Source organism: Fluviicoccus keumensis, from assembly GCF_004217445.1.
Lineage (GTDB): Bacteria > Pseudomonadota > Gammaproteobacteria > Pseudomonadales > Moraxellaceae > Fluviicoccus > Fluviicoccus keumensis.
Genome location: NZ_SHKX01000013.1, coordinates 328,574 through 345,895 on the forward strand (window position 1 = coordinate 328,574; position 17,322 = coordinate 345,895).

20 protein-coding genes are annotated in these 17,322 nt (G+C 66.0%); 11 read left to right on the top strand and 9 right to left on the bottom strand.

Going from position 1 to position 17,322, the window contains the following annotated elements; genetic code table 11:
- Positions 1-203: 203 nt before the first annotated feature.
- Positions 204-1,586: a siroheme synthase CysG gene (gene cysG / locus EV700_RS12365; protein WP_130414203.1), complete on the top strand. Its 1,383-nt coding sequence runs from the start codon at positions 204-206 to the stop codon at positions 1,584-1,586.
- 19 nt (positions 1,587-1,605) lie between these two features.
- Here the strand turns inward: cysG and EV700_RS12370 are convergent, their stop codons facing one another.
- Entirely contained in the window at positions 1,606-3,303 is a 1,698-nt protein-coding gene (locus EV700_RS12370; RefSeq protein WP_242610259.1) for a SulP family inorganic anion transporter, read from the bottom strand.
- Positions 3,304-3,362: 59 nt separating this feature from the next.
- Here EV700_RS12370 and EV700_RS12375 point away from each other — a divergent pair, with 59 nt between their 5' ends.
- Positions 3,363-3,563, top strand: a complete 201-nt coding sequence (locus EV700_RS12375; protein ID WP_130414205.1) for a CopG family transcriptional regulator — start codon at positions 3,363-3,365, stop codon at positions 3,561-3,563.
- A gap of 4 nt (positions 3,564-3,567) precedes the next feature.
- Here the strand turns inward: EV700_RS12375 and EV700_RS12380 are convergent, their stop codons facing one another.
- Entirely contained in the window at positions 3,568-4,317 is a 750-nt protein-coding gene (locus EV700_RS12380; RefSeq protein WP_165391458.1) for a spermine/spermidine synthase domain-containing protein, read from the bottom strand.
- Positions 4,318-4,487: 170 nt separating this feature from the next.
- Here EV700_RS12380 and EV700_RS12385 point away from each other — a divergent pair, with 170 nt between their 5' ends.
- Complete coding sequence (locus EV700_RS12385) at positions 4,488-5,576, top strand: calcium:cation antiporter (RefSeq protein WP_130414209.1); 1,089 nt, start codon at positions 4,488-4,490, stop codon at positions 5,574-5,576.
- Between the two features lie 19 nt (positions 5,577-5,595).
- Here EV700_RS12385 and EV700_RS12390 read toward each other — a convergent pair whose 3' ends face one another.
- Entirely contained in the window at positions 5,596-6,339 is a 744-nt protein-coding gene (locus EV700_RS12390) for a DUF481 domain-containing protein (protein ID WP_165391459.1), read from the bottom strand.
- 161 nt (positions 6,340-6,500) lie between these two features.
- Between EV700_RS12390 and EV700_RS12395 the strand changes: the two genes are divergently transcribed.
- The 5 genes from EV700_RS12395 to EV700_RS12415 all read left to right on the top strand — a co-directional run bounded on the left by EV700_RS12395 (position 6,501) and on the right by EV700_RS12415 (position 9,791).
- Positions 6,501-6,713, top strand: coding sequence for a TM2 domain-containing protein (locus tag EV700_RS12395; protein ID WP_130414213.1), 213 nt, complete (start codon positions 6,501-6,503; stop codon positions 6,711-6,713).
- Positions 6,714-6,815: 102 nt separating this feature from the next.
- Positions 6,816-7,316 carry a DUF4124 domain-containing protein gene (locus EV700_RS12400; protein WP_165391460.1) on the top strand — a complete coding sequence of 167 codons (501 nt, stop codon included), beginning with the start codon at positions 6,816-6,818 and terminating at the stop codon, positions 7,314-7,316.
- 48 nt (positions 7,317-7,364) lie between these two features.
- Entirely contained in the window at positions 7,365-7,721 is a 357-nt protein-coding gene (locus EV700_RS12405) for a HEAT repeat domain-containing protein (RefSeq protein WP_130414218.1), read from the top strand.
- Positions 7,722-7,723: 2 nt separating this feature from the next.
- Positions 7,724-8,206, top strand: coding sequence for a L,D-transpeptidase family protein (locus EV700_RS12410; protein ID WP_130414220.1), 483 nt, complete (start codon positions 7,724-7,726; stop codon positions 8,204-8,206).
- 109 nt (positions 8,207-8,315) lie between these two features.
- Entirely contained in the window at positions 8,316-9,791 is a 1,476-nt protein-coding gene (locus tag EV700_RS12415) for an amidase (protein WP_130414222.1), read from the top strand.
- A 110-nt stretch (positions 9,792-9,901) separates the two neighbouring features.
- Here the strand turns inward: EV700_RS12415 and EV700_RS12420 are convergent, their stop codons facing one another.
- Genes EV700_RS12420 through EV700_RS12430 form a run of 3 tightly spaced genes read right to left on the bottom strand, consistent with a single transcriptional unit; the run spans position 9,902 to position 11,398 of the window.
- On the bottom strand, positions 9,902-10,270 hold the full coding sequence (locus EV700_RS12420; RefSeq protein ID WP_130414224.1) for a YkvA family protein: 369 nt from the start codon (positions 10,268-10,270) through the stop codon (positions 9,902-9,904).
- Positions 10,271-10,277: 7 nt separating this feature from the next.
- Positions 10,278-10,736 (bottom strand): GFA family protein, encoded by a 459-nt coding sequence (locus EV700_RS12425; RefSeq protein WP_165391461.1) that lies wholly within the window; start codon positions 10,734-10,736, stop codon positions 10,278-10,280.
- A 2-nt stretch (positions 10,737-10,738) separates the two neighbouring features.
- Entirely contained in the window at positions 10,739-11,398 is a 660-nt protein-coding gene (locus tag EV700_RS12430; RefSeq protein WP_165391462.1) for a TetR/AcrR family transcriptional regulator, read from the bottom strand.
- A 141-nt stretch (positions 11,399-11,539) separates the two neighbouring features.
- Here EV700_RS12430 and EV700_RS12435 point away from each other — a divergent pair, with 141 nt between their 5' ends.
- Together EV700_RS12435 and EV700_RS12440 are read left to right on the top strand one after the other, a co-directional pair.
- Positions 11,540-12,430 (top strand): alpha/beta hydrolase, encoded by an 891-nt coding sequence (locus EV700_RS12435; protein ID WP_130414230.1) that lies wholly within the window; start codon positions 11,540-11,542, stop codon positions 12,428-12,430.
- A gap of 187 nt (positions 12,431-12,617) precedes the next feature.
- The gene (locus tag EV700_RS12440) at positions 12,618-13,451 is read left to right on the top strand and encodes an SDR family NAD(P)-dependent oxidoreductase (RefSeq protein WP_130414232.1); all 834 of its coding nucleotides are present in this window, start codon (positions 12,618-12,620) and stop codon (positions 13,449-13,451) included.
- A gap of 53 nt (positions 13,452-13,504) precedes the next feature.
- Here EV700_RS12440 and EV700_RS12445 read toward each other — a convergent pair whose 3' ends face one another.
- From EV700_RS12445 to EV700_RS12455, 3 genes are all read right to left on the bottom strand, one after another.
- On the bottom strand, positions 13,505-14,485 hold the full coding sequence (locus EV700_RS12445; RefSeq protein ID WP_130414234.1) for a VOC family protein: 981 nt from the start codon (positions 14,483-14,485) through the stop codon (positions 13,505-13,507).
- Between the two features lie 83 nt (positions 14,486-14,568).
- Entirely contained in the window at positions 14,569-15,342 is a 774-nt protein-coding gene (locus EV700_RS12450) for an alpha/beta fold hydrolase (RefSeq protein ID WP_130414236.1), read from the bottom strand.
- Positions 15,339-16,259: a DMT family transporter gene (locus EV700_RS12455; protein ID WP_130414238.1), complete on the bottom strand. Its 921-nt coding sequence runs from the start codon at positions 16,257-16,259 to the stop codon at positions 15,339-15,341. Before EV700_RS12455 ends, EV700_RS12450 begins: the two co-directional genes overlap by 4 nt.
- 99 nt (positions 16,260-16,358) lie before the next feature.
- Here EV700_RS12455 and EV700_RS12460 point away from each other — a divergent pair, with 99 nt between their 5' ends.
- Positions 16,359-17,246 (top strand): LysR family transcriptional regulator, encoded by an 888-nt coding sequence (locus EV700_RS12460; protein WP_165391463.1) that lies wholly within the window; start codon positions 16,359-16,361, stop codon positions 17,244-17,246.
- Positions 17,247-17,322: the final 76 nt, after the last annotated feature.

A 17,322-nucleotide genomic window follows, 5' to 3' on the forward strand; every position in this document is an offset into this window, starting at 1 on the left:
CCTAGAACCTTGCACAGCTTAGCCTGCTTGACATTGATCAATAACTCACCGTGAGAATGAGCCAACCTGTCCGAATGGCGGGGAGAGGCGCGGCCGGTTGGTCAGTTCGCGGGCCGTCGGGGCCGCCGCCGATGGACGCTGCGCCTGTTCCGGTTTATCGTGGCCGGAATCCGATTTAACGCGACCTTACCGGAACCTCTTTGATGGACTTTTTCCCGATTTTCCTGAAGCTCAATGACCAGACCTGCCTGGTGGTCGGCGGCGGCGATGTCGGCCTGCGCAAGGCCCGGCTGCTGCGCGCCGCCGGGGCGCATGTCACCGTCGTCTCGCCCGAGCTGTCGCCCGCGATGGCCGCCTATGTGGCCGCCGAGGGCCTGCACCACCGCGCCGAGCCCTACAGCCCGCGCTGCCTGGACGGCATGCGCCTGGTCTACGCCGCCACCGACGACGAAGCCGTCAACCAGGCCGTCTACCGCGACTGCGAGGCGCGCGGCATCCTGATCAACGCCGTCGACCAACCGGAAATCTGCCGCTTCATCACCCCGTCCATTGTCGATCGTTCGCCGGTGATCATCGCCGCCAGCACCGGCGGCGCGGTGCCGGTACTGGCCCGCCACCTGCGCGCCCGGCTGGAAACGCTGATTCCCGCCGGTTATGGCGACATGGCGCGCATCGCCGGGGAATTCCGCCTCGCCGTCAAGGCCGCCCTGCCCGACACCACCTCGCGCCGCCTGTTCTGGGAAGAGCTGCTGTCCGGCCCCTTCGCCGAGCGCGCCATGAACGGCCAGGCCGACGCCGCCCGCGCGCTGGCGCAACAGGCGCTGGATGCCGCCGATGCCGCAACGCTGACCAAAGGGGAAGTGTTCCTGGTGGGCGCGGGCCCGGGCGATCCCGACCTGCTGACCTTCCGCGCGCTACGGCTGATGCAGATGGCCGACGTGGTGCTCTACGACAACCTCGTCTCCGACGCCATCCTCGACCTGACCCGGCGCGACGCTGACCGCATCTACGTCGGCAAGAAGCGCGCCGACCACGCCGTGCCGCAGGACGACCTGAACCTGTTGCTGGTGAAGCTGGCGCAGGAAGGGAAGAAGGTGTTGCGGCTGAAGGGCGGCGACCCGTTCATCTTCGGGCGCGGCGGCGAGGAACTCGAAACGCTGGCGGAATACGGCATTCCCTTCCAGGTGGTGCCGGGCATCACCTCGGCGGCGGGCGCCAGCTGCTACGCCGGCATTCCGTTGACGCACCGCGACTACGCGCAGGGCGTCACCTTCGTCACCGGCCACCGCCGCGAGGGCGAGCAGACGCTGGACTGGACCAAGCTGACCAATCCCTGCGAAACACTGGTGGTGTACATGGGCATTACCCAGGCGCCGTCCATCGCGGCGGAGCTGGTGGCCAACGGCCGCCGCGCCGACACGCCGGTGGCCATCATCGAGAAGGCGACGACACCGCAGCAGAAGGTGCATGTCGGCACGCTGGGCACGCTGGGCGAGGTGATCGCAACCGCCGGCATCAAGCCGCCGGCGCTGCTGATCATCGGCGACGTGGTGAAGCTGCACGGGAAGCTGGCCTGGCGCGGCTGAGCCGCCGCGCGGCCGCCGCTCAACAACGGGCGATGGCGGCCGCCAGCTCCGGCGTCACGTTGTCCTTCCCCACCAGATCCACCAGCCCCGCCTTTTCCAGCTTGGCGGTCACCGACGGATTGGCCCCGGCCAGCATCACCCGCACGCCCCGTCGTTGCAGGTCGCGGATCACTTCCTCCAGCGTCTGCAGGCCGGTGATGTCCATGAACGGCACCCGCGTCAGCCGGAACACCAGCACCGCCGGATCGGTATGGGTGCTGGCCAGCGCCCGCTCGAAATTCTCCACCGCCCCGAAAAAGAACGGCCCCTCGACGCTGTAGACCAGCACGCCCGGCGGCAGCCGGGTCAGGCCTTGCGCCGCCAGTTCCTGTTGCAGCGCCTCTTCGCTCATCTGCGCCACTTCCACGCTGGCCGCCATGCGCCGCAGGAACTGCAGCATCGCCAGGATGACGCCAATGTTCACCGCCACCACCAGGTCGGTGAACACGGTCAGGACGAAGGTGACCAGCAGGATCGCCACATCGGCGCGGGGCGCGCGGCGGACCATCTGCAGGAAGTGCGGAATCTCGCTCATGTTCCACGCCACCACGAACAGGATGGCCGCCAGCGCCGCCAGCGGAATGTTCGCCGCCAGCGGGGCCAGGAAGAGGATGATCATCACCAGCGTCAGCGCGTGCACCATCCCGGCCAGCGGCGAGGTGCCGCCGTTGCGGATGTTGGTGGCGGTGCGGGCGATGGCGCCGGTGGCGGCAAAACCACCGAACAGCGGCGCGACCATATTGGCGACGCCCTGCCCCACCAGCTCCTGGTTGGAATCGTGGCGGGTCCCCGCCATGCCGTCGGCCACCACCGCCGACAGCAGCGACTCGATGGCCCCCAGCATGGCGATGGTGAACGCCGGACCGACCAGTTCGATCAGCCGCGACGCGGTGATGTCCGGCAGGTGGAAGGACGGCAGGCCCTGCGGAATGCCGCCGAAGGCGCTGCCGATGGTGACGACGCCGTCAAAACCGCACAGCGACTGCAACAGCGTCGCCGTCACCAGCGCCACCAGCGGTCCCGGCACCTTCTTCAGCCCCGGCAGGCGCGGCGTGAAGATCACCAGCGCCAGCGACAGCAGCGCCAGCGCGGTAGTCACCGGATGCAGCTGCGGCAACGCCTGCAGCAGATGCCACAGTTTCTGGTGGAAATGCTCGCCGCTGACGGCGGGCAGCCCGAAGAAATCCTTCCACTGCCCCACCCAGATGATGACGCCGATACCGGCGGTGAAACCGACAATGACCGGATCGGGAATGAAGCGGATGATGCTGCCCAGCCGCGCCAGCCCCAGCAGCAACAGCATCACCCCGGCCATCAGCGTGGCAATCTGCAGGCCGTCAACGCCGTACTTGGCGGTGATGCCGGAGAGGATGACGATGAACGCCCCGGTCGGCCCGGCGATCTGCAGGCGGCTGCCGCCCAGCGCCGACACCAGGAACCCGGCGATGATCGCCGTGTACAGCCCCTGCTCCGGCTTCACCCCGGACGCAATGGCGAAGGCCATCGCCAGCGGCAGCGCCACCACCCCGACAATGATCCCGGCGACGATATTCGGCAGCCAGTGTTGCCGTTTCCACAGCCCGTGACGCCGGGCCTCCAGCAGTGCCATCATGATTTCACCCTCCACCGTTGCGAAGCGCGCGAATGCCTGTGCATAGCCCGGCCGGACGGCAGGCATGACACCTTCCGGCCAAATCGTTATAATTTGATTAACATATTCCGCACCGAGCCGCCGCCATGGAAAACAAGACCGCCCGCCTCACGATCCTGATCGACCCGGTCAAGAAGCAGGCCCTGGAAACCCTGTGCAGCGCCCAGGACCTGACGCCCTCGCAGGTGGTGCGGCAACTGATCCGCGAATACCTCGACAAGCACGGCGTCGACTACAGCACCCGCAGCCCGCACGCCGTCGCCCGCGACAAGACCGGCGAAGCCTGACGCCTCAAGCCTCCACCGCCGCTTTCCACGAGCGGCTGCCCGCCTCCAGCTGGCTGCAGAAATGCGGCATCGGCAGGCCGGTGCGGTGTTTCAGGCGCTCGGCGCGCTCGTGCATCCGCGCATGCGGCAGCGCGCCGCGATCCTTGAAGGCGAACACCACCTTGTTGCCGCTGGTCTGCGACTTGATGATCAGCACCCGCCCCGCAAAAATCTTCCCCAGCCGCCCCAGGCTGACCGCCAGCTGTTCATTGCCGCAATTGAAATTCGCCACCAGCACCCCGCCCTCGCGCAATGCCTCGAAACAATGCCGGTAATACAGCGGCGTGGTCAGCGCGTCCGGCAGGCCGTCCTCGTCATAGCCGTCCAGCAGCAGCACATCGGCGGTATCGCGGTGCCGGGGCATGTAACGCGTGGCGTCATCCTGCACCACCCGGAAACGCGCGCTGTCCGCCGGAACGCAGAAAGTCTCGCGCAGGGCGATGACCTCGGGATTGATCTCGACCGTGGTCACTGTGCTTTGCGGCAGCAGGTAGTGGCAGTATTTCGACAGCGAGCCGCCGCCCAGGCCCACCAGCAGGATGTCTTGCGGCTCCGGCTGCACCAGCAGGAAGGCCATCATCGCCTGGGTGTAGCCGAACACCAGCTCCAGCGGCTTGTCCACGCGCATCTCGCTTTGCACATGCATGAAGCTGAAATGCAGCGAGCGGGTTTCGCCGTCATCCATCAGCAAGGGCTTGTCGAACGAGGGACGCATGGCGGGCTCCGGCAGAGAGGGAGGAATGACAACTTTATTATAATAGCATGATAATAGTATTGTCATCATGATCAGGCCGGACGCACTCGCGCCGCCGTCGGGAAGGCGGTCGATTCCTGCACAGGGCCTGACTTTGCTAGAATGGCCGCCCGTCCTTCATTCCAAATTGCATGAGCACCCTGATCCGGGATGAAAAATCCCTGTTGCCGGTCATCGCCCTGACCCTCGCCGCTTTCCCGCTGGAACACGCCATCCTGACCGCCGGCCAACCCGCCTCGCTGGCCGCCGCGGCCCTGCTGATCGCCGCCATCCTGGTGACCTCGCAACGCGTCGCCCACCATGCCGAACTGCTGGCCATCCGTTTCGGCGAACCCTACGGCACCATGCTGCTGACCATCAGCGCCGTGCTGGTGGAGGTGGTGATCCTGGCGATGATGTTGCTGAACTCCGCCTCGCCGACGCTGGTGCGCGACACCATCTATTCGGCGGTGATGCTGGACCTGAACGGCATCCTTGGCCTGGCGGCCATCCTCGGCGGTCTCAAATACGGCGAGCAGGCCTACAACGTCGACTCGGGCAATTCCTTCGTGGTGATGATCATGACCGCGCTGGGGGTATCGATGGTGGTGCCGCAGTTCCTGCCCGCCGCGCACTGGCAGGCTTATTCGGTGTTTACCATCATCATCATGGTGGTGCTGTACGGCCTGTTCCTGCGCGTGCAGACCGGCCAGCACAGCTACTTCTTCAACTACGCCTACGGCCCGGCGCACGACAAGCGCGAGGAAGGCCATGACCAGGCGCCCATTCCCGTGCTGCGGCACGCCCTGCTGCTGCTGTCGGGCATTGTCCTGATCGGCCTGCTGTCGGAAGTCATGGCGAAAACGCTGGGAGCGGGACTGGCCGGCACCGGCGTACCCGCCATCGTCCCGGCGCTGATCGTGGCGCTGATTCCGGCCAGCCCGGAAATCCTGACCGCCCTGCGCGCGGCGCTGAACAACCGCATGCAGTCGGTGGTGAATATCGCGTTGGGGGCGTCGCTGTCCACGGTCATCCTGACCGTACCGGTCATCGAAGGCATCGCGCTGTTCACCGGTACGCCCATCGACATGGCGCTGACGCCGGTGCAGACCGCGATGGTGCTGCTGACGCTGCTGGTGGCGTCCATCAACCTCAATGACGGCGAAACCAACGTCATTGAAGGCCTGACGCACTTCGTGCTGTTCGCCACTTTCCTGATGCTGGCGATGCTGGGAGTGTGAAAACGGCGCGGCGGCCGGATCAGAAGCTGTAGGTCAGGCCGACATCGGCGGTGGTTTCATTGGTGCCGGGGTTGGCGTCGAAAGGATAGCCGCGCTTGTAGGAAAGCTCGTATTTCAGGGCGAACTGGTCCGTCAGCTTGTTGCGGATGCTGGTCTGGATGGTGCGGTAGGTTTCACGCCGGGTTTGTTCCTCCACCATTTCGAAACGCGCGCCCACGCTGTCCGAAACCGTCCAGTTCACCTTGCCCGTCAGGGTCACCAGCGGCTCGGTCAGCTCGCTGCCGTCACGCACCGATACCTCGCGATACCCGGACCCCAGTTCCACCCGCATGGCGAATTTGGGGGACGGATTCAGCTTCCGGCCAACCCCAAGGCGCAAGGCGACGGCGGACTGGTAGTAGCTTTCCCGGTTGTGGCGGATACGCGGCGACACATAGAAGTAACCGGCGGGATCCTTCATCAGGGACAGCCATTTCAGGTTGGCGTCATAAATATTCAGGTTGACCTCGGAAGGCTGGTTCTCCAGCCGGATATATTCCTTGCTGGCGTGCAGTTCGCCGCTGATCTCGCCATTGGAGAGAACGCGGGTGGCATTGCCGTCAAGGGCAAAATGGCGGCTGACATAGCCGGCCTGGCTCAGCGAAAACTTCAGGCCGATCTCCCCGCTGGACAGCGGCGTCACCGCCGCCGTGGCATCCAGCGGCCACAGCAGCAGGCCGATAACTCCGGAAAACCACGGCGAAGGTGTCAAAGCACGGGACATGATGCGCTCGCGATAGGAAAAGCGGGGAAGCGGGACCGCCATTTTATCGGAAGCCGGCGGTCCTGGCGACGCGGACAGGCGGTTGCCAAGGCATTCCGGGCTGAGGCATCATCGGTTCCGGCCTTGATCCGGCCATCACAACAACAGACATGGAGTTGATCATGAGCGACAAACGCATCCTTCCCGCTTTCCTGCTGTGCTTTTTCTTCGGCGTTTTCGGAGTTCACCGCTTCTATGTCGGCAAGAACGGCACCGGCATCCTGATGATCTTTACCCTGGGCGGACTGGGTATCTGGGCGTTTATCGACATGATCATGATCCTGGTGGGCGCGTTCACGGACGCCAACGGCAACAAGTTGACCCAGTGGACCTGACGCCGCCGGACGCGTCTGCCAGGCAGATCCCGGACGTCACCCGGGCGATCGCAGACGGCGGGATACGTCCATGAACGTTCATTATTATCAGGGGACGCATTGGTGAAAAAATATCTCATATCCCTGCTTTGGCTATGCGCGGCCAGTCATGCGGGAGAGGTTTATAAATGGAAGGACGAGCAGGGACAGATTCACTTTGGCGACCGGCAGCCGGCGGGCGCCGCGGGCGAGACCATCGGCCTCAAGGCGTCCGCGGGCGGTCCAACGCAATCCGTTGAGGAGATCGCCGCCAAGGCCAAACTCATGGCTGAGGAAAACGCGGCGCGGACGCGCCGTATGAACCCGCGAGGGCCGGAACTGCCCGAAAACCAGACGCAGGTGCCGGACAGCCAGGTGCCGCCGCAATGCCTGTCCCTGATCGACGCCGTGAACAACTCCAAACCGGGACCGGACAGCAAAGCCAAATCCGAAGCCTTCGTGAAAGCCTGTCCGGGCATTGCGCGCGCATGCCGGACTTACCGGACCCACCAGAAAGACAGTTATTGCATGTGGGTGAAGCAGCACGGCAACGAGCCGATCTCGCATCTGGTCGAATCGGATTAACGGGTGGCGCTGACCCGGACTCGCCGGTTAATGAAGGGGATGATCGTCATGAGCATGGGGCCTTTCCACGACGGCTGGACTACGGACGACGTGGAAGCCGTGATTGCGCGCAGGGAGCCGCACGAGCTGCTGTATGTCCCGATCGTGGCCAGCCTGAACGCCGCCGACTGCCCGCCGGGCTGGGCGGAGGGCATCTGCGTGCGGCTGGCGGCGCATGCCGATCCGCAGGTGCGCGGCAATGCGCTGATGGGCTTCGGGCATATTGCCCGGACCTGCGGCGCGCTGGACATGGCGGTGGTCGGGCCGTTGCTGGCCGCCGGGCGTATGGATCCCGATCCGCATGTCAAGGCGCAGGCGGATGAGGCGTGCGGGGATATCCGGGTGTTTATGGGGGTGGAGCTTTGATCATGCGGGGCGGCATCGTACTCATACTGGCGTTAGCCATGAGCCTGGCGCACGCCCTCCCCAAGGCCGACCATGTGCTTGTCAGCAAGACCCGGAAAACCCTGAGCCTGCTGCACGGTGAAACTGTCCTCGCCACTTTCCCCGTCGCCTTCGGCGCCAACCCGCAGGGACACAAGCAGCAGGAAGGCGACGAACGCACGCCGGAAGGCAGCTACCGGCTGGACTTCAAAAAGGCCGACAGCGGCTATTACCGCGCCATCCACATTTCCTACCCGAATGCCGCCGACCTCGCGCAGGCCAGGGCGCGCGGCGTTTCTCCGGGAGGCTTTGTGATGATCCACGGCCAGCGCAACGGTTTTGGCTGGGCGTCGTTCATCACCCAGCGCTTAAACTGGACCAATGGCTGCATTGCCCTGCGTAATGAAGACATGGCAGTCGTGTGGGAGGCGGTAGAGCCGGGGACGCCGATCGAGATCAGGCCCTAAGGGCATGGCCTCCAATGACAACCCCCTTGTCCCTCCCGACCCTCACCTTTCCCCCCGCAAACCCGCTATCCTCCCCTCATCATCCCGACTCCCACCGGAAGGCCGCCCCATGTCCCAAGACTGGCTGTACCTTGACGCCAAGACCCTCATTGCCCGCCTGAAGAAAGGCGAAATCTCCAGCCGCGCGCTGGTGGACGCCTGCTACGCGCAGATCGACGCCCGCAACCCGCTGGTCAACGCCGTAGTAGCACAGGATCGCGAGGCCGCCCGCCGCCGCGCCGACGAGGCCGATGCCGCCACCGCGCGCGGCGAAAGCTGGGGCCCGCTGCACGGCCTGCCGATGACGCTCAAGGACACCTGGGAAGTGCCCGGCCTGCCCTGCACCGCCGGCTCGCCCAGCCTGAAAAGCCATGTGCCGAAGAAGGCCGCCACGCCCGTGCAGTCGCTGCTGGACGCCGGGGCCATCGTGCTGGGCAAGACCAACGTGCCGCTGTTCGCCAGCGACATCCAGAGCTACAACAAGCTGCACGGCACCACCCACAACCCGTGGAACGCCGACCTGACGCCCGGCGGCTCCTCCGGCGGCGCGGCGGCGGCGCTGGCGGCCGGCTTCACGCCGCTGGAACTGGGCAGCGACATCGGCGGCTCCATCCGCACCCCGGCGCATTTCTGTGGCGTCTACGGCCACAAGTCCACCCAGGGCATCGTGCCGCTGCGCGGCCACATTCCCGGCCCTCCCGGCACCGCCGCCGACCCCGACCTGGCCGTGGCCGGGCCGATGGCGCGCACCGCCGAGGACCTGCAACTGCTGCTGGACGTGGTGGCCGGGCCTTCCCCCCGCATGCAGCCGGGCTGGCAGCTGAAACTGCCCGCGCCCAAACAAAAGAAGCTGGCCGACTTCCGCGTGCTGCTGTGGATTGACGACCCGCTGTGCCCCATCGACCACGACATGAAGGCGCTGTACGAAGAGATGAAGCGCAAGCTGGAAGCCGCCGGGGTGAAGGTGGATACCGGCGCGCCGCTGGGCATGACGCTGGACACCTTCTACCCGCTGTACCTGAACCAGCTGGGCAGCGTGATTGCGCTGGGCCAGCCGAAGGCGGCGCGCATGGCGATGAACCTGGCCGCGCCGGTGGTGACGAAGCTGGGCAAGTACGTGGGCTTTGCGGAACGTTTCGAGCATTTCATGGCGGGCGCAGGCCAGAGCTTTGCCGACTGGAAGGTCGCGAACGAGCGCAGCTGCCGCCTGACCGAGAAATTCCAGCGTGTATTTGCCGATTACGACGTGATCCTGATGCCGCCCGCCGCCACCACGGCGCTTCCGCACCAGCAGAAACCGGAGATGGTGCAGCGCAAGATCACCATCAACGGCGTCAAGCGCAACTACACCGACATGTTCATGTGGATTGCCCCGGCGACGCTGATGGGCCTGCCCGCCACCAGCGCACCGCTGGGGGTGACGCCGGGCGGAGTGCCGGTGAACGTGCAGATTGTCGGCAACCGCTTCCAGGACCGGACGACGATCAAGTTTGCCGGGTTGCTGGCGGGGGTAATGGGCGGGTTTGTGAAACCGAAGGGGTATTGATTGACCCGTAGGGGCGCAGTGCCTGCGCCCTTCGTCGCCGAACAGGACGGCAACTCCGGGGATAACAACGTGTTTGGTTGAGAGGGCGCACGCCGTGCGCCCCTCCGGGATCAGGCGGCCAGCCACCAGTAGCCAAGCCCGGCCGCGCACAACAGCCAGATCAGCACGATCACCACCGCCGCCGCCGGACTGACCGGCCGGTCGGCCGCCAGCTGCGCCTTGGCCCGGCTGTCGGCGATCACTACCTCCGGCGTCAGGCGGATGACCAGCAGGATGCCCAGCGGCAGCAGGATCAGGTCATCCAGATAGCCCAGCACCGGGATGAAGTCGGGAATCAGGTCGATGGGGCTGAAGGCATAGGCCGCAATCATCAGGGCGAGCAGACGCACCGGCAGCGGCGTGCGCGGGTCGCGCGCGGCGAAATACACGGTCAGGGCATCGCGCTTGATGCGACGGGCGGCCTCCTGCAAACGGCTCATGGCGGCTTCAGCCCTCTATCGCCAACGGCTCCACCTTCTCCCCCGCCTCCGTAATGAAATGCTGTTCATAGCACGGCGTCTCGGCGGGCAAGCGCACCCAGGGCACCTTCGTCTCCGTGAACAGGTGACAGGTCACCGCAAATTCATCCCGCACATCAAACGACCCCGCCGAAAGGATCTGGATGCCGGGCGCACGGGTGATGCGCGACCCCACCCGCGTGCCGCAACGGCCGCAAAACTGGGTGGTGACCGTGCGCCCGTGCGTGGGGGACACATAGTCGAAGGTCTGCATAGTCTCGCCGCTGAATTCCACTTGCCGGTGCTTGAAGAACACCGGCATCTGGAAAGCCGTGCCGGACGACTTCTGGCAATAGTTGCAGTGGCAGACATAGGCCGCCACCGGCTGGCCGGTAACCCGGTAGCGAACCGCGCCGCACAGGCAACCGCCTTCGTGGATGTCGGACATGTTCATTTCCCCCGTGATTGCTGAATTCCCAACGCCGTGCCGCCGATAATGCGCACCGCGTTGCTCACCATCTGATCCACCGACAGCCGGTAGCCGCCCTGCATCCAGTGCATGGCGGCGTAGGCCAGCGCCCCCACCAGCGACAGTCCCAGCATGTCCGCCTCTTCCTCGGGCAGGTCGTCATCCACCAGCACCGCGCGCGCGCCGCCCATGATCATCCGGCCAAAGACGCGGATGTTTTCCTGATACATCGCGTCCACCGCCGCGCTGACGCCCATCACTTCCAGCAGGGTGGCGCGGGCGAACAGCGGGTCGCGGGCATGTTCGAAGAACACCCGCACCCCGGCGGCGGTGATTGCCTCGACCTGACGCGGGGCCTGCTGCATGGCCGTCAGGATCGCCGCCTGGCAGTCGCCCATCAAGCGGCGGTAAACCGCCATCAGCAAGGCCTCGGTGCTGTCGAAGGATTCGTAGAAGTAACGGTTGCTGAGCCCGGCCTCGGCGCACAGCACGCGCACGGTGGCGGCGCGATACCCGGCCGAACCGATCACCCGGATGCCCGCCGCGATGAAACGCTCCCGCCGCTCGCTGACCCGCGCCTCATGGTCGATGCCGCCATAAGGGCGTTCGGAAAGCGTCGGGGAAGCAAGCGGGAGTGTCATGGCATCGGCTGGCGGTAAAGTCATTCCGCCACTATACCGGAAGGGACCGTCAAAACCAAAATTTGACAACATCAGTTATCAGATATAATCTGATAACACTTGATTCCAGATTCCAGCCCTTCCCGGCTTTGCGAGACGACCATGACCCAACGACTTGATGTGGAATTCCAATCCGGCGGCATCACCTGCCGCGCCTGGCTGTACCTGCCCGCCTCCGACACGCCGCGTCCGGTGGTGGTGATGGCGCACGGCCTCGGCGGTACGCGGGTGATGCGGCTGGACGCCTTCGCCGAACGTTTCAGCGCAGCGGGCTATGCCTGCCTGGTCTTCGATTACCGCCATTTCGGCGACAGCGACGGCCAGCCGCGCCAGCTGCTGGATGTCAGCAAGCAGTTGGAGGACTGGAAGGCGGCCGTGGCTTACGCCCGCGCCTGTCCGCAAGTCGATGGCCGCCGGGTCGTGCTCTGGGGCACCTCGTTCAGCGGCGGCCACGTGCTGAGCACCGCCGCCGACCTGTCCGGCATCACGGCGGTGATCTCGCAATGCCCGTTCACCAACGGCCTGGCCTCCGGGCTGGCGCTGAACCCGGTCAGCTCGCTGAAAGTGACGGCGCTGGCGCTGCGCGACCAGGTCGGCAGTTGGCTGGGGGCGGAGCCGGTGATGGTCCAGGCCGCCGGTCATCAGGGTGAAGCGGCGCTGATGACCGCGCCGGACGTGGTCTCCGGCTATCTGGGCCTGCTGCCCCCGGATGCCCAAGGGTTCCGCAATGAAGTCGCCGCGCGTTTCGGCTTGCAGATCATCCGCTATTTCCCCGGCCTGAAGACGCCGAAGATTGCCTGCCCGGTGCTGTTCTGCGTCTGCGACACCGACTCGGTCGCCCCGGCCAAGCCGACGCTGTTCCATGCCCGTCGCGCGCCCAAGGGGGAAATCAAGCGTTACCCGGACGGCCATTTCGACATCTACGTCGGCGAGGCGTTCGAGCATGTGGTGAAGGACCAGATTGAATTCCTGCGTCGGCACGTGCCGGTGTAATACGGGGACATTCCCCCCTGCAAGGCAGGGGGGAGGCCCGAAGGGGCCGGGGGGGTCAACGGCGGAACGCTGAACACGATGCCCTTTGCCGAGAACGTGTTCGGGCCACTTTCCGCAACCCCCCTGTTCCACAGGAGGGAAAGATTCACTGCTCCGCCATTCAACCGTTTCCCCCGAGGATGCCTTCATGGCCAAATACGACATTTCCCAACTGACCATCGCCATCACCGGCTCCACCGGCGGCTTGGGTTCCGCGCTGGCAAAAGCCCTGCACGCCAAGGGCGCGAAGCTGGCGCTGCTGGACCTGGACGGCGCGGCGGCGCAACAGCAGGCAGCAGCACTGGGCGGCCCGACCCGCGCCCAGGGCTGGGCGGTGAACGTGCGCGCGATGGAAAGCCTGCAACAGGCGATCGATGCCGCCGCCGCGCATTTCGGCGGTCTGGATATGGTGATCGCCAACGCGGGCATTACCGAAATGGAAGCGCTGGTCAACGGCAGCGAGGCCGCCTTCACCCGCGTCATCGACATCAACCTCAATGGCGTGTGGCGCACCTTCAAGGCCGCCATTCCGCATGTGCGGCAACGCCAGGGCTACCTGCTGGCGATCTCGTCCATGGCGGCCTTCATCCACTCGCCGCTGCAGTCGTCCTATGCCGCCAGCAAGGCGGGCGTGTGGGCGATGTGCGACAGCGTCCGGCTGGAACTGCGGCATCTCGGGGTCGGCGTCGGCAGCGTGCACCCGACCTTCTTCCCGACACCGATGATGGACGGCGTGTTCGCCGACGCGGCGGGCAACCGGATCTGGGACGGCAACAAGGGCGGCATCTGGAAGATGGTGACGCTGGAGTCGGTGGTGGCGGCGATCGTCGACGGGATTGAACATCGCCGCGACATGATCGTGGCGCCGAAGCGGATCGAGCTGATCGCCCGTGCGCCGGGCGTGTTCCGCAAGGCGGTGGAGTTGCTGGGGTTCAAGGACAGCGAGATTGAACAGGCGGTAACGGCGGCGGGCCGTCGATAAGGGCTATCGGCGACCCGTTTCCCTCACACCGGGCTGGCAGCCGCTGTTGGCGGTCAGCCGTACAGCAGCGCCGCCCCGGCGTTCAGCGTCGCCAGCAACCAGCGATCCGCCGCGCGCGGCGGCCGGAAGCCGAGGATGCCGTGCGCCACCGGCGCGACATGCATCATTTCCAGCGTAAATCCCTCCGCATCACGGCCATACATCAGGCTGACCAGCTTGCCCAATCGCAAGGGCTTGGGCTGGTTGGGCCGCACCCATCCGCCGTCATACAGCCGCTGAAAAAGCCCCTCGGCCTGTTCCGCCGACGGCGCGGTCACCGCCACATGGCTAAGCCCGATATCGGTGAGCTGATGGCCCTCGCGCCATGGCTGCGGCGCGGGCGAGCGGTATTCCGACAACTCGATCCAGACCGGGCCGCCGTCAATGCGCACCGCCGCGCGTTCGGCCCCGGCCAGACCCAGCTGGGCGTCCAGGCCATCATCCGCATGATCACCGGCGGTCAGGCCCATGCCCGTGGTGTAAGTCTCAAGCGCGCGGGACAGGGACCGGACCGACAAGGCAACGCCGGCAACGCGGGACTGGCCGCTCCGGCGGTCCTCCGTGATTTCGATCCAGACGCCGTCCGGGTCGGTGATCACGGCGCGCCGTCCGCCCGCCACCGTCATGATGCTGCCAACCGCTCTCGCACCCAAGGCCGCCGCCCGCGCGAGGCAGGCATCGAGGTCGGGCACGGTAAAGGCGATGCGGCTCATGCCGATATCGCAGACGCGCCGCGAGTCGGGGATCGGCACCAGGGGCGGGTATTCGAACTGTAAGAACTCCAATTGCAGCGTGCTGCGGTCGTCCTGCAACCAGTGGGTGCGCGAGGCGATGCCCTCGACGCCCTGCACATACGCAGCGCCCGGACCGCGAAAAGCCGTGGTGCCGCCGCTGTCGCGCAGCCGGAAGGTGTCGCGGTAGAAGCGCACCGCGTGTTCCAGGTTGCGGACGCTGAAGGCGATCTGGGAAACGTAAGCACCAAGGGAAGAAGGCATGTGCGGGATGACTCTGACATTAATTAACGTAACGATAATGTCACATTAATAATCATTGATCAATCCGGCGGCGTTAACGCCCCTCACCCCGTCCCTTCCAGAATCAGCGTCGCCACCCCCGCCGGGTCCTTCCACATCGGCACATGCCCCCAGCCCTGGGGCTCCAGCCAACGCGCCTGCGCGGGCAACTCACCGCGCAGGCGGGCCGCCGCGCCCAGCAGCAGGTCATGCGTGCCGAAGGCCACCGTCACCGGCGCGGTGATGCCCTGCCCGCCTGCAAACCGGCCGGAGTGGGCAAAGGTCGCCTCAAACCCCGGCGCTTTCACAAAATCCCAGGTCAGGTCGAGCGCGATGTCGGCGGGAATATCCCGGCCGCCAGTAGAGAGCGGCACCGCCATCAACAGCTCGCGCAACAGCGCCACCCGCAGGCTGCCCTTCACCAGCCAGGGCGCCGTGCGCGCCACCCGCCGTAGGCCGAAGAACACATGCTTGGCCCGGGCCGGCGGCTGCCGCCACAAGCCGGCGGGCGATATCGCCACCACCGAGCGCGCCAACCCCAGCCGCGCCGCTTCCAGCGCCATCCAGCCGCCCATCGAATTGCCCGCGATATCCACCGGCTCCTCGATCCCCAGCCGCCGCAGCACCCGTTCCAGTTCCCGCGCCAGATTCCCGGTGGTGGGCGGAATCCCGTCGGGCAGGCAGGGGCTGTCGCCAAACCCGGCGGTATCGAACGCCAGCACCCGCCGTTCCCGCGCCAGCCGGTCCATCACCGGCAACCACGCCCGGTGCGACATGCCGATGCCGTGCAGCAGCACCAGCGGCCGCCCCTGTCCCCGTTCCACATAATGCCAGCTCATTTCGCCCCCTCCGTCGTCATTGTCCCGGCCGGAACCGCCACGCGCCCCGGCGCGAAGGTGCTCAGCCACACCCCGGCCAGCACCAGCGCCGTGCCCGCCACATACACCGGCGTCAGCGGCTGGCCCAAGGCCACCCCGATCAGCGCCGTGAACACCGGCACCAGGTTCATGAACACCGCCGCCGCGCCCGGCCCGGCCGCGCGCACCCCGGCGTTCCACCACAAATAGGCCACGCCGGAACCGAACAGCCCCATCGCCGCCACCGATGCCAGCACGCTGAGCGGCGCGGGTGTCAGCAGCGAGCCCTGACTCAGTAGCGCATTCAGGCCCAGGAACACCCCGCCCAGCGTCACCGAGGCCGTGGTGACCTGCAAGGTCGGCAGGCCGGGGATGAAGCGGCGCGGAATCACCGAGTACAGCGCCCAGCAGGCCGCCGCCAGCAGCACCAGCAGATCGCCCGGGGCAAAGGACAGCGACGCCAACCGCGCCCACGAACCGCCGCTGATCACCAGCAACACCCCGGACAACCCGAACGCCAGCCCGGCCAGTTGCCGGGGCTTCACCGCCTCACGGGTCAGCAGCGCGCCAAATACCGTGATCAGCAGCGGACACAGCGCCATGATCAGCGCCCCGTTCATGGCCGAGGTGTGGCGCATACCGTGGAACAGCGCCAGGTTGAAACCGCCGATGCCCACCACCGCCATCACCCCCAGCGGCAGGGCATGGCGGCGCAGGCCTTGCCAGTCGATGCCCTCGCGCTGGCCTACCCACGGCAGCAGCACCAGCGCGCCCAGGAGGAAACGCCAGGCGCTCAGCACTTCCGGCGTCATCACCGTCAGCGCGTGCTTGCCCAGATAGAACATCAGCGCCCAGAAAAAACTGGTCAGGCCCAGGGTGAGCCAGGTGGTGCGGGTCATGTCGGCGCCCTCCTCGTACAGGGCTCCACCTTAGCAATTGCCGGATATGGAAGAGAATGCCAATATCCGGGAAAGCATTTTCCGCCTATGGAAAACAACATGGACTGGAACAACCTGAAATTCTTCCTGGCCGTGGCCAGGCTGGGCGGCCTGACGCCCGCCGCCACGGAACTGGCGACCAGCGTCTCGACGGTTTCACGGCATATCGACGCGCTGGAGGAAACGCTGGGCGTGACGCTGTTCCTGCGGCGGCAACAGGGCTACCTGCTGACCGACGCCGGGTCGGCGCTGCTGGGGCATATTGCCGAGGTGGAGCGCAGCATCCGCGCGGTGGAACGTCAGGGCGACGCGGTGCGCGACGTGACCGGCGTGGTGCGGCTGGCCACGTTTGAATCCATCGCCCATTACCTGCTGATGCCGGCGCTGCCCGCCTTCACCGCCCGCTATCCGCAGTTGCAGGTGGAACTGCTGGTGAACCGCAATCTGGCGGATCTGTCACGACGGGAGGCGGAGCTGGCCTTGCGGATCATGGACCCGAAACGCGACAGCCATGACCCGGACACCATCGCCCAGCCGATGGGCCGTTTCCGCTTCGAGCTGTATTGCACCCCGGAGGCGTTGGCGCGGGTGGACGGCGACTGGCGGCAGTTGCCGCATGTGTCGTGGGATTCGGCCTGGTTCCGGCTGCCGATGGTGGACTGGATGAAGGAGCTCTTTCCCGGCCGCGCGCCGGTGCTGCGCGGCAACAGCATGCAGACGCATCTGCTGGCCGCCGCCACCGGGCTGGCGGCGGCGCTGCTGCCGGATTTCATGGGGGATGGCGATGCGCGGCTGGTGCGGGCGACCGCTGTGGAGGCGGATACGCATCAGGAGTTGTGGTTGTTGTACCACCGGGATTTGCGCGCCAGCGCGAGGGTGATGGCGATGCGGGATTTTTTGACGGAGATGTGTCGGGGGGTGTTGGGGGATTCTAAGGTTAATGCCTGAATTCTCAATAGGATCAGGGTGATGGGTTTCGTGCCTCAACCCATCCTACCGATTGAGCACCCGCAAAACGGGGCGG

Coding starts and splice junctions, on each gene's coding strand:
- cysG (WP_130414203.1), top strand. CDS start 204: ATGGACTTTTTCCCGATTTTCCTGAAGCTCAATGACCAGACCTGCCTG.
- EV700_RS12370 (WP_242610259.1), bottom strand. CDS start 3,303: ATGCCTGCCGTCCGGCCGGGCTATGCACAGGCATTCGCGCGCTTCGCA.
- EV700_RS12375 (WP_130414205.1), top strand. CDS start 3,363: ATGGAAAACAAGACCGCCCGCCTCACGATCCTGATCGACCCGGTCAAG.
- EV700_RS12380 (WP_165391458.1), bottom strand. CDS start 4,317: ATGCGTCCCTCGTTCGACAAGCCCTTGCTGATGGATGACGGCGAAACC.
- EV700_RS12385 (WP_130414209.1), top strand. CDS start 4,488: ATGAGCACCCTGATCCGGGATGAAAAATCCCTGTTGCCGGTCATCGCC.
- EV700_RS12390 (WP_165391459.1), bottom strand. CDS start 6,339: ATGTCCCGTGCTTTGACACCTTCGCCGTGGTTTTCCGGAGTTATCGGC.
- EV700_RS12395 (WP_130414213.1), top strand. CDS start 6,501: ATGAGCGACAAACGCATCCTTCCCGCTTTCCTGCTGTGCTTTTTCTTC.
- EV700_RS12405 (WP_130414218.1), top strand. CDS start 7,365: ATGAGCATGGGGCCTTTCCACGACGGCTGGACTACGGACGACGTGGAA.
- EV700_RS12410 (WP_130414220.1), top strand. CDS start 7,724: ATGCGGGGCGGCATCGTACTCATACTGGCGTTAGCCATGAGCCTGGCG.
- EV700_RS12415 (WP_130414222.1), top strand. CDS start 8,316: ATGTCCCAAGACTGGCTGTACCTTGACGCCAAGACCCTCATTGCCCGC.
- EV700_RS12420 (WP_130414224.1), bottom strand. CDS start 10,270: ATGAGCCGTTTGCAGGAGGCCGCCCGTCGCATCAAGCGCGATGCCCTG.
- EV700_RS12425 (WP_165391461.1), bottom strand. CDS start 10,736: ATGTCCGACATCCACGAAGGCGGTTGCCTGTGCGGCGCGGTTCGCTAC.
- EV700_RS12430 (WP_165391462.1), bottom strand. CDS start 11,398: ATGACACTCCCGCTTGCTTCCCCGACGCTTTCCGAACGCCCTTATGGC.
- EV700_RS12435 (WP_130414230.1), top strand. CDS start 11,540: ATGACCCAACGACTTGATGTGGAATTCCAATCCGGCGGCATCACCTGC.
- EV700_RS12440 (WP_130414232.1), top strand. CDS start 12,618: ATGGCCAAATACGACATTTCCCAACTGACCATCGCCATCACCGGCTCC.
- EV700_RS12445 (WP_130414234.1), bottom strand. CDS start 14,485: ATGCCTTCTTCCCTTGGTGCTTACGTTTCCCAGATCGCCTTCAGCGTC.
- EV700_RS12450 (WP_130414236.1), bottom strand. CDS start 15,342: ATGAGCTGGCATTATGTGGAACGGGGACAGGGGCGGCCGCTGGTGCTG.
- EV700_RS12455 (WP_130414238.1), bottom strand. CDS start 16,259: ATGACCCGCACCACCTGGCTCACCCTGGGCCTGACCAGTTTTTTCTGG.
- EV700_RS12460 (WP_165391463.1), top strand. CDS start 16,359: ATGGACTGGAACAACCTGAAATTCTTCCTGGCCGTGGCCAGGCTGGGC.